The following is an 11,469-nucleotide window of genomic DNA, read 5'->3' as shown; positions in this document are numbered from 1 at the left end:
ATGGAAGACAGTATCCGTATCCACAAGGACGACAACGTCGCGGTGGCTCTGCATGAATTGAAAAAAGGGGACTGCGTCTTCGCCAGCGGTTTCAAAATTGCCGCGTCAGAAACCATCCCTGCGGGGCATAAGATCGCGCTGGCGGAAATTCCGCAGGGAGCCCCCGTTATCAAATACAGGTTCCCGATCGGCTCGGCTTCGGTACCCATTGCGCAAGGGGCATGGGTTCATACCCATAATGTGAAATCCCGGCTGGGAAATCTGCTCGAATACCGATATCAGCCTGATTTTAAAGAGCTGGCGAAAATGCCCGCCGCTCCCTTTTTGGGCTACCGTCGGGAGAACGGGCGGGTTGGCATCCGCAACGAGGTATGGATTATCCCGACGGTCGGCTGCGTGAACGCCGTGGCAAAGCAAATTGAGGATCACGTGCAAAAATTCCTTTCCCCCGAAATCGACGGAATCTTCAGCTACAGCCATCCCTACGGATGCTCGCAGCTCGGGGACGACCAGCGCAATACGCAGAAAATCCTATGCGGCCTGATCAACCATCCGAACGCCGCCGGCGTGCTGGTGCTGGGCTTGGGCTGTGAAAATAACAGCATTGCCGAAATGAAAAAGGTTCTCGGCAATTACAACGCGGACCGCGTAAAATTTCTAATCTGCCAAGACTGCGTGGACGAGGTGGAGGCCGGTACGAAGCTGGTCGGGGAGCTTTGCCGCTACGCGCGGGAATTCCGGCGGGAGCCTTTCGGCGCGAACGAGTTGGTAGTAGGGTTAAAATGCGGCGGTTCGGACGGATTCTCCGGCATTACCGCCAATGCCGTGACCGGGGCTTTTTCCGACCTTCTCGTTTCGCAGGGAGGAACGACGCTTCTCACCGAGGTGCCGGAAATGTTCGGCGCGGAGCAGATTCTGATGCAGCGCTGCCGCAATGAGGAAGTCTTTGAAAAGACCGTTTCTTTAATTAACGGTTTTAAAAGCTATTTTAAGCGTTACGGCCAAAAGGTGGACGAAAACCCGTCGCCCGGAAATAAAGCGGGCGGCATCACCACGCTAGAGGACAAATCGCTCGGCTGTGTGCAGAAAGCGGGTTCCGCGCCGGTGGAGGATGTTCTGGACTACGGGGAGCGCGTGGAACGGCACGGGCTGAATCTGCTGCAGGGTCCGGGCAACGACCTTGTCGCCGCCTGTGCGCTAGCCGCCAGCGGCGCAAATTTGATTCTGTTTACAACCGGACGCGGCACACCCTTCGGCTGCCCGGTCCCGACGGTGAAAATAGCGAGCAATTCCGCGCTGGCCGCCCACAAGAGCCATTGGATTGACTTCGACGCGGGCAGGCTGCTTTCGGGGGAATCCCTTCCCGCGCTGTCGCAGGAGCTTTTCGAGCTCGTCCTATCCATAGCCGCAGGGACGGTTCGGACCAAATCCGAAGCTCTTGACAAGCGGGAGCTGGCCATTTTCAAAGACGGCGTTACGCTGTGAAATAACGCTTTTAAAAAGCGGAATGTGGAGGTTATGGAATGAAGAAAATCATGCTGGCAGGGGAACCGATGGGCTTGTTTATTGCAAAGGAAGAAGGGCCCTTGGAAGCAGTTTCTACTTTTTCCGCCGCGGTTGCCGGGGCGGAATTCAATGTTGCGGTGGGGCTTTCCAGGCTGGGGCATGAAGTCGGATACCTGACAAAGCTCGGCAACGACCCCCTTGGAAAACGGATTGTGCGCCTCATGGAAGAAAATGCGATTGCAACGGACCTTCTTTCCTGGACGGACGACAGGCCAACCGGATTTATGCTGAAAGGCAAGGCGAAAAAAGGCGACCCGGATATTTTTTACTTCCGGAAAAACTCGGCAGCCTCTACCATCAGCCGGGAGGACATTGATAAAATCGATTTTTCAAAGTATGGGATTTTACATATAACGGGCATTCTCCCTGCGCTTTCGGAAACGGCGCGCGACGCTTCTTTTTACCTGATCCAAAAGGCGAAGGAAAACCGGACGATGATTTCCTTTGACCCGAATATCCGCCCGCAGCTTTGGCCGAACCGCGAAACAATGGTTTCCATTATGAACCGCATTGCTGAACAGTCGGATTATTTTCTCCCCGGCGTAAAAGAAGCCGAAATCATGATGCAAAGCAGCAGCCCCGAGGCGATTGCAGAGTATTACCTTTCCAGAGGGGTAAAAAACGTCATTGTGAAAATCGGGAAGGACGGCGCGTATGCGGCAAACGGGAAGGAGAGCTTTACATGCCCCACTTACCAGGAAGAGCGGATTGTCGATACGGTCGGCGCAGGGGACGGATTCGCTGCGGGGATTCTGAGCGCGGTCAACGAAGGCCTTTCGCTCATAGATGCCGTCCTTCGCGGGAACGCGATCGGAACCATGCAGCTTCAGAGCGAGGGGGACAACGAGGGGCTCCCCACCCGCGTGAAGCTGAACGCGTTCATGCGAACCCACGCGTTGAAAAAGACAGGAGGCGGAAAATGAAAACCCTATTTGACAAGCTTTACGAAATTGGAATTGTCCCAGTTGTGAAAATCCAGGACGCGGCAAAAGCCGCCGATATGGCAAGGGCACTACAAAAGGGCGGTATCCCCGCGGCGGAAATCACATTCCGCACCGAACAGGCTGCGGACGCCATCCGCCGGATAGCAGAAGAAGTGCCGGATATCTGCGTGTGCGCCGGAACGATCCTTACCGAAGCGCAGGCGAAGCAGGCCGTCGCGGCCGGGGCGAAGGCAATCATTAGCCCGGGAAGCAATCCCGGCGTCATCGACTGGTGCCTTGCGCATGCGGTTGAGGTCATCCCGGGCTGCGCTACCCCCTCCGAAATTGAGTTCTGCATCCGCAAAGGGCTGAAAGCCGTCAAGCTGTTTCCGGCGGAAGTGATCGGCGGCGTAAGAATGCTGAAAGCGCTGTCCGGCCCCTACCCGGAAATGTGGTTTATGCCGACCGGCGGAATCAGCGAGGAGAATCTGCAAAGCTACCTTGCGCTTCCGAATGTCCTTTGCTGCGGCGGAAGCTGGATTGTCCCCGGCAAGCTGCTGGAAAACGGCAACTTTATGCAAATAGAAGTTTTGGCGGCAAAGGCAAAAGCCAGAGCTAAGAGAGCTTTTTAAGCGTTCAGAAAAAAATCCGCAGGAATTTAAAAATCGTGATCGTAAAAAAACAAACAAAACAATAGAAAAATCCTTATTGGAAGGGCTTACAAATTTTACTATAATGATAAAAACAAAGACATAAACCAAAAGAATCTATCAACTTTGTTTAGGAGGAACTTCTATGAAAAGTAGCCCAGGGGTGCTGGCCACCAAACCGCCTGTAGAAAAACGCGGGCGAAGGATAAGCGATAAAGTTTTCCCTTATCTGCTTATCGCGCCGACGGCAATACTCATTCTGCTTGTTATGGTTTATCCGATTTTCCGCGTTTTCTATCTCAGCTTCCAGAATTATGACCTTACCAATCCGTTTATGGACGGGTTTGCCGGAATTTCCAATTTTGTCAAACTGTTCACAGACGATCCCCTCTTTTTTTCATCCATTGGAATCACTTTCAAATGGGTTCTGCTGCAGGTGGTGTTTCAGCTTCTGCTGGGTCTGATTGTCGCACTAATCCTCAACGCGAAATTCCGCGGCCGCGGGGTCGTAAGAGCCATATCGCTGGTTCCGTGGGCCGTTTCGGGTGTTTTAATCACCATGCTGTGGTCGCTGATGTATGACCAGAACAGCGGTTTGTTTAACGACCTTCTTATCCGGATGGGCATTCTGAAGGGGCACATCGCCTGGCTGGCGGATAACCGCACGTTTTTCGCGGCAATTATCGTAGCGGAACTGTGGAGGGGCATTCCGTTCTTTGCCATCACGCTCCTTGCTTCTCTGCAAAGCATTCCCGAAGATATTTATGAATCCAGCGCGATTGACGGCTGCGGCGCGGTAAGGAATTTGATTTATATTACTTTGCCATTCTTAAAGGAAAGCATCATCTTTGCCACCCTGCTCCGCGCGATCTGGGAATTCAACTCGATTGATATGATCTTCACCATGACGAACGGCGGACCGATGGATCAAACCACGACGCTGCCGATTTACATGATGAAGACGGCGATTATACAGGGCAATTACGGCTACGGCTCGGCAATCGGCGTCGTCTCCTTCCTTTTCCTGATGCTGTTTGCCGCACTATACATAAAAATCAGCGGTTACGGAGGTGAGGACGCATGAAGAAGAAAATCCGCATAAAAAACATTCTGGCCCGGACTTTCCTGCTTTACATCCCCATTGCGATTATTTTAACCTGCGTCCTGATCCCGTTCCTGTGGGCGCTGTCGACTTCCTTTAAGACGCAGCAGGAATTTTTGTCCCCAACGGTACGGTATCTGCCGAACGCGCTGAATTTTGAAAATTACAGCTATGTGTGGCAGGAAAGCCATTTCGGAACCTATTTCCTGAACAGCCTGATGGTTTCCGGCATATCGGTTGTTTTCATTATCATTTTCTGCATTTGCAACGCTTACTCGCTAAGCCGGTACCGCTTTAAGGGAAAGAAGTTTTTTACCATGTTTTTGCTGGGCACACAGATGATGCCGGTTATTCTATTCATCATCCCGCTGTTTTCCGTTTTTAAAAACATGCACCTGATCGACACCCCATGGGCGTTGATCGTTTTCAATATCGTACTGCAAACGCCGTTCAACACCCTTTTAATGCGCAGCTTTGTCAACGGGATTCCAAAGGAAATCGACGAGGCGGCAAGCATTGACGGGGCGGGCCGCGCCACAATCATGTTTAAAATCCTGATTCCGATGCTCCTTCCCGGCATTGTGGCGGTCAGCGCGTTTGCGTTTATCGGCTGCTGGAACGAATTTGTCGTCGGTTTTACAATGATTCAAACTAATGCCAAGTACACCATCCCGGTCGGCCTTAAATTTATGATCGGGCAGTACAGCGTCAATTACCCGGCGCTGGCCGCGGGAAGCATCATTGCGCTGATCCCGCCGGTAATCCTCTTCGCGTTCATTCAGAAACACTTGATCTCCGGATTGAGCTCTGGCGCCGTAAAGGGCTAGTGCTGAATCAAAAATATAATTTTTAATTGGAGGAGTATTTTATGAAAAAGGCAATTTCTGCCATTCTGGCAGCTACCATGCTATTTAGCACGGTAGTTACCGGCTGTGGCAACGGTCAGCAGGCTTCCACGTCGAGCGGCGCGGAAGGCCAGCAGAAAACATCCGGCAAGACGGTCGTTACCTTCTGGGGCGCTTCCGTTTCTGCGGACAGGCAAAAGTTCTTCGACTATTTCACCAAAAAAGTGTCCGAAACCTATCCGGACATCCAGCTGGAATTCCTCGGCGTTCCGGGCAACCTGCAGGATTACCGCCAGAAGCTGGACGTAGCCATCCAGGCGGGAACCGCGCCGGACATTACGAACGATTTCCGCCCCGCGCTTGTGACAAACGGCTATTATCAGGACCTTACTCCCTACTTTGAAAAATGGAAGGACAAGGGCGAAATCAACGAAGAGCTGATCAAAGCGAACAAAACGTATGATCCCCGCGGCAAGGGCCTTTACGCTCTGCCTTACAGCTCGCAGACTTGGAACATGTGGGTCCGTCCGGACTGGCTGAAGGAAGCCGGCATGAAAACGCCGGAAACCTGGCCCGACTTTTTCTCGGCTGTACATAAAATGACCGACAAGAGCAAATCCCGTTACGGGCTTGCTATCCGCGGCGGCGGCGGCAGCGCCAACACCCTGGAGATGCTGATGTACTCCTACTCCGGTATTGACCACTATTTCACACCGGACGGTAAGGCGACGATCAATGACCCGAAGCATGTCGAATTTTTGAACAAGTACCTCGGCTGCTATAACGTCGATACCGCGCAGGACGACCTTACAAAGGGCTGGACAGAGCTTGCCAACGCGTTCCAGTCGGACAAAGCCGGTATCGTGGTTCACAATCTGGGTTCCGGCGCATCCATGGCGAAAGCGTTCAACAACGATACGTCCAAATTCCAGGCAGCCCGTTTCCCGAAGAGCGAAAAGGGCTATGTGCTCCATCCGGGACTTATGCCGCTGGGCTTGTCTATGTCCTCCTCTTCAAAGAACAAGGACGCCGTGTGGAAGGTTATCACGCTGTATTTGAGCGAAGAAGTAAATACGGAATATTGCAAGCTTTACGGCGAAATTCCGGCCAACAAGAAAGCCGCCCAAAACAGCTTCTTTAAGGATACCCAGTATATGAAGGTCGGCGTTGATCTTTTGAACTCCAACGACGTTAAATTCAACGACACTCCATACTACATGCCTGCATACGCCAATGTTCAGAGCCAGATGGAATCTTCCATTCAGAAGGTTATGACCAAGCAGATGTCTGCAAAAGACATGCTTGACCAGTGGGCACAGCTTTTGGAAAAAGCACGCTCGAATTATCTGGCGCCGCTGAACGGATAATTTATTTCATAACAAACCATATGAAAAAGGGAGGGGCGGCAGCCCGTCCCTTTTTCACCATATACAGCCTTCCTTTCTACTTCCGGGGATTTGCATGCAGGGCATGAAAAAGGACGGTCCGCTTTTCCCAATTCGTTTTTTGAAATGCAAAAATATGTTATACTATTTTATAAACAGAATGTGTAAATTTTTCCTCCGCCAAGCCGGAAAAGGTGTCTGCGCGGAGGGTTCGTCCAACGTTATCGACCGGAATTTTTTTGGAAAAGAGGGACGAATTTGTTTCTGAAAAAAATATCGGAATTCGTGTCGCGGAAACCGTTGAAGCGCCAAATGATCGTCCTGTTTTTACCCGTTACCGTCGTCATTTTAATTACGATCGGAATCTGCTCCTACATATTTGAACTGGTTCAGGTGAAAAGCAACGCGGCCTACCAGATTGAAAGCACGCTTTTTCATACGGCCAGCATTCTGGACGACAAGCTTTTTACCATATTCAGCCAGCTATCCAAATTCTGCGACAGCACACCCGCGGGCAACCTGATTATCGACAATTACGATGAGGCTTCAAAAAGCAATAAATTCAACGATATTATTGCCTGCTACCGCTATATGGACAACATTTATTACACGTATAACGAAGTAATCCATTCCTTGTATTTCCGCACGAATGGCGGCACGCTCGTACAGGTGTACAAGGATCTGTCCCCGGCCGACAATTCGCTGGACATGAAAAAATGGTTTGAAACCTACAAAGGCTCCCCTTACGGCTATTACTGGCGGAACCTGCATAAGGACGAGGTATTCAAAACGCCGGACGGGGAAAACGTCCTGTCCGTCATACGGAATATCGGGAACGAGCATACGGAAAAGAAAGCCGTTGTCGTGTTCAATTTAAAGCCGTCCTATTTCCTTCGCGCGATTGAAAACGCAAAAATCAGCGAGCACGGCTATCTCATGCTAGTCAGCAACGACGGCTTTATGATGCCCCAAAACAGCGGTGCTGAATATCGGCTGAAGGCACAGGATCTGCGTGCCCTCCAGGCAAAAAAATCGCGCAGCGGCTCGTTTGAATGTGTAGGCACAAAAAACCATTTGCTGTCCGTATCCTACCGTAAGCTGGAAACAAACGGCTGGATGATCGCAGCGGTGGCGCCCGAAAGGGACTACGTGGCCATTTTCAGCAAATTCCGTTATGTGCTGATGCTGATCATCCTGTTTATCATCTGTATTTATACCGTATTGTGCAATTTGTTTGCGGAAAGCATTGCCAAGCCGATCACCGCATTGTCCAGCCGGGTGAAGCGTTTTGAAAACGGGGACGACCAAGTCGACCTGTTTGACGGTTTCCCGTCCGAAAATGAAATCGGGACGCTTGCGGCGGGGCTGTCCAGCTTAAGGCAGTCGGTGAACAATTTGCTGGAACAGGTAAAGCAGGAACAGATTCAAAAATCAAAAGTCGAGCTTTTGGCGCTGCAAGCCCAGATAAAACCGCATTTCCTCTACAACACGCTGGCTTCCATCCGGCATCTAGTGGCATTGGGGGATATGGAGCAGGCGGGGAAAATGTGCGCGGCGCTGGAAAACTTCTACCGCATCGGCATTAGCGACGGACGCGAAATCATAACCGTCTGGGAAGAAGCCGAGCATGTGGAACACTACCTGAGCATCCTGCAAATGCGGTACAACAAGGATTTTGACTACAATATTGAAATCGACGAGGACCTTTTATCCGCGAAAATCCTCAAGCTTACGCTCCAGCCCATTATCGAAAACGCCGTTTACCATGGAATCAAAGCAAAGGAAGGAAAGGGCACCATCATCTTGACTGGAAGGAAGGAAGGGGAAACCGCCGTCTTTCAAATTTACGACGACGGGGTTGGCATGACCCCGGAGCAGCTTTCCTCGCTGAGGCGGTCTCTGGCCGGGGACGGGAAGGAAAGCTTTAAAAACTTTGGAATCCGGAATGTAAGCCAGCGCCTGAAGCTGTACTTCGGAAGCAGCGCGTCGCTGGAAATTGAAAGCGCGGTTGACGTTTACACACAGGTAACGATTAAAATACCATGGATATCGGAGGTGGAAGACAATGCACAGGCTATTGATTGTGGACGATGACGAAATCCTTAGAACTGGTATTGAAAAAAATATTGATTGGCGCGGCAACGGGATCGAGGTGGTCGGGACGGCTTCCAACGGAAGGGAATGCATGGCAATGCTGGAAACCGCGCTTCCGCAGATCGTACTGACAGACATCAAAATGCCGTTTATGGACGGAATTCAGCTTTCGGAAGCGATTTACCATCTTTACCCCAATATAAAAATCGTATTGCTCACCGCATACAACGATTTTGAATACGCCAAAAAAGCGCTGAGCTTTAAAGTGTGCGATTATGTCATGAAGTACGAGAACAACGATATGATCCTGGCAGCGGTGAAAAGGGCGGCTTCGGAATACGATAAAGTAAAATACAACCGGGATATTCTTCAAAGAAGCTCCCAGCTTCTAAAAAACCACTTTTTTCAAGTGCTGGTGCAGCAGCCGTATGACGAGTGGAAAATCCGGCAGCTGATGCGCCAAGCCAAGCTGGACTTTACTAGTCCCGGTTTCCAGATTATCTGCTTCCAGATTACCGCCGGGCAAAATGAAACAGGCGCTGTTTTCTGGAAAAACGAAGAGCTGTGCGAGCAGTACGGCAGCCTGTTTGTCGACTGCATTAAAAATGAAAACCGCAAGGGTTACGGGTTTATTCTGAAAGAGCAGCTCAACGTGCTTCTAAATGCCGATACGGTGCCCGCGGAAGAAGATATTCTCTCCGTGATCCAGGGAATCGAGAAGGTGCTGAACGTCTCCATCTGCGCGGGCGTCGGGAATTTTTACACCGGGCTGGAGAAAATCGCGCAATCGTATCAGGAGGCGGCGCAGGCGCTGCTTCAGAATATCGAATATCCGGACAGCAGCCATCGGAAGCTTTCGTATTATTCCGAGCATCCCGATACCTGGAACTCGCAGTATATGGTTTTAAAAACCATCAAGCAGTATGTGGAGGAGAATTTCGGGAACCAGCAGCTTTCGCTGAACGTGATTGCCAAAGAGGTGCACCTGACTCCCAATTACCTCAGCTCCTTGTTCAAAAAGTACTGTCAGATCAATATTATCGACTATATTACGAAAATCCGGATCGCAAAAGCAAAGGAGCTTTTGAAATCCACCGACTTAAAGGTGTATATGGTTGCGGAATACGTGGGGTACACCAATTCCCAATATTTCAGCGTCCTGTTTAAAAAGAGCACGGGGATGACACCCTTCGAATACAGGCAAAAAAATTTCCACGAAAAGAATTCCGAACCGGCAGGGGGAAATCCGCTTTCGGGTGGCTTCCTTTCCCCCGCTTCGCCGGCAGTACGAGGATAAGGGACGACAGTACGCCGTTTTCCCGCGCCGTTTGCGGTACTCCTCCAGCGGAAGGCTTCAAATCAATGGAAAACTTGAAAGTTTGCAGAGTCTGGGGTAACATTCCGCATACTTAGCCACCCCAAAGCGCAGGGAGAGTCCCGGATTGTTCCTGCGCGGGAAACCCTTTCCGGTGATTCCCAAAAAAGACAAGGCTCAACCTGCCGCGGGTGGGAACGTCGCTATGCGCCTCCGCTTTTTATACATAAAAACAGCATACTTAAAAACAAATTTATAAATATTGACAATTCAAATCCGTTGGGCTATACTATATGTAAAGTTTGTTGTGCTCGTGCACAAAAGAATTATATTTAGTAATTTTTATTTGCGGCATTATGTGCTCGTGCACGAAAGGGTGGAAAAACATGTCGGCTACCATAAAAGACATTGCCCGCGCAGCGGGGGTTTCCCGGGGAACGGTTGACCGGGTGATCAACGGACGGGGCGGTGTAAAGCCAGAAGTGGAACAGAGAATCAAACAGCTCATCGTCGAGATGGATTACAAGCCCAACCGGGCGGGTAAGGTTTTGGCGGGACTGAAAAAGCCAATGAAAATCGGCTGCATGCTACCCGCAATTGACAACCCCTTTTATTCCGACGTCATTTGCGGTTTCAAGCAGGCGGAATGGGAGCTACACGATTTCGGCGTATCGCTGGAATTCGCGCAGGTTAAGGGATTTGATCCGGCCGAGCACATCCGCGCCATAAAGGAACTGGCGGAGAAAAACGTATCTGCCCTCTGCGTGTCAACAGTAGATGTCCCCGAGGTTCAGGAAACGCTGAACAATTTTATTGAAAAGGGGATTCCCGTAGTATCTGTCAACTCCGATGTGAGCAACACAAACCGCCTTTGCTATGTGGGGTGCAACTATACGGAAAGCGGGAGAGCCGCCGCGGGCCTTCTGGCCCTAATCCAAAACGAGCCGCTGGAAGCCCTAATTATCACAGGGTCGCTGAAAATGCAGGGACACAACCAGCGGATTGACGGATTCATCCAGGCGCTGAAGGACCGGAATATCCGGTTCCACGTTGCCGATGTGGTCGAATCCATGGATGACGACGGCACCGCCTATACCCGCACACGCGACGCGCTGGAAAAGCACAAACAGGTGAACTGCGTTTATATAACAGCCGCCGGTGTTGCCGGGGCCTGCTGCGCGGTGAAGGAACTAGGGCAGGAAAACAAACCCACCGTCCTTACGTTCGACGACGTGCCCGCCACGCGGGAACTGGTGCTTGAAAACGTGATCGCGGCAACAATCTGTCAGGAGCCCTTCAAGCAGGGGTATGAATCCGTTAAAATCCTATACGACTATTTTGTGAACGGAACAAAACCCAAAAAGGCCCATTACTTTACGGACACCGTTATTAAAATCAGAGAAAATATTGAACCGCATCCCCCTCGACGGGGGAATTTTCAATAACGCATTGGAAAGGAATTTCATTATGACGATTTATCCTGTTCAGAGTGAACGTTTTTTTCAGTACGGCCAGATTTTAAAGGGCTATGACTGCAGCGAGCTTCTGCAAAAGATGGCGGACACCCCGCTGCCGGAAAACCATACGAT

General features: G+C 50.8%; 9 protein-coding genes. All 9 read left to right on the top strand.

The features are described 5' to 3' along the window. Positions 1 to 1,485 (top strand): UxaA family hydrolase, encoded by a 1,485-nt coding sequence (locus P9B68_RS05845; protein WP_277668655.1) that lies wholly within the window; start codon positions 1 to 3, stop codon positions 1,483 to 1,485. Positions 1,486 to 1,523: 38 nt separating this feature from the next. Next, positions 1,524 to 2,489 carry a sugar kinase gene (locus P9B68_RS05840; protein WP_135658507.1) on the top strand — a complete coding sequence of 322 codons (966 nt, stop codon included), beginning with the start codon at positions 1,524 to 1,526 and terminating at the stop codon, positions 2,487 to 2,489. Continuing rightward, positions 2,486 to 3,121 carry a bifunctional 4-hydroxy-2-oxoglutarate aldolase/2-dehydro-3-deoxy-phosphogluconate aldolase gene (eda, locus tag P9B68_RS05835; RefSeq protein WP_135658505.1) on the top strand — a complete coding sequence of 212 codons (636 nt, stop codon included), beginning with the start codon at positions 2,486 to 2,488 and terminating at the stop codon, positions 3,119 to 3,121. The genes P9B68_RS05840 and eda overlap by 4 nt, the downstream gene beginning before the upstream one ends. Before the next feature lie 163 nt (positions 3,122 to 3,284). Continuing rightward, positions 3,285 to 4,223, top strand: a complete 939-nt coding sequence (locus tag P9B68_RS05830; RefSeq protein WP_135658503.1) for a carbohydrate ABC transporter permease — start codon at positions 3,285 to 3,287, stop codon at positions 4,221 to 4,223. Beyond that, complete coding sequence (locus P9B68_RS05825; protein WP_135658501.1) at positions 4,220 to 5,068, top strand: carbohydrate ABC transporter permease; 849 nt, start codon at positions 4,220 to 4,222, stop codon at positions 5,066 to 5,068. The genes P9B68_RS05830 and P9B68_RS05825 overlap by 4 nt, the downstream gene beginning before the upstream one ends. Before the next feature lie 41 nt (positions 5,069 to 5,109). Then, a complete protein-coding gene (locus tag P9B68_RS05820) occupies positions 5,110 to 6,453 on the top strand; it encodes an ABC transporter substrate-binding protein (protein WP_135658499.1) in 1,344 nt (447 codons plus the stop codon). A 276-nt stretch (positions 6,454 to 6,729) separates the two neighbouring features. Continuing rightward, the gene (locus P9B68_RS05815) at positions 6,730 to 8,565 is read left to right on the top strand and encodes a sensor histidine kinase (RefSeq protein WP_135658497.1); all 1,836 of its coding nucleotides are present in this window, start codon (positions 6,730 to 6,732) and stop codon (positions 8,563 to 8,565) included. Beyond that, positions 8,537 to 9,862, top strand: coding sequence for a response regulator (locus P9B68_RS05810; protein WP_277668654.1), 1,326 nt, complete (start codon positions 8,537 to 8,539; stop codon positions 9,860 to 9,862). Before P9B68_RS05815 ends, P9B68_RS05810 begins: the two co-directional genes overlap by 29 nt. A 404-nt stretch (positions 9,863 to 10,266) precedes the next feature. After that, entirely contained in the window at positions 10,267 to 11,325 is a 1,059-nt protein-coding gene (locus P9B68_RS05805; protein ID WP_277668653.1) for a LacI family DNA-binding transcriptional regulator, read from the top strand. The last annotated feature ends 144 nt before the right edge of the window (positions 11,326 to 11,469 follow it).

Origin of the sequence: Caproiciproducens galactitolivorans (assembly GCF_029266045.1) — a bacterium.
Lineage (GTDB): Bacteria > Bacillota > Clostridia > Oscillospirales > Acutalibacteraceae > Caproiciproducens > Caproiciproducens galactitolivorans.
This window is presented reverse-complemented; position numbering and strand designations above follow the sequence as displayed.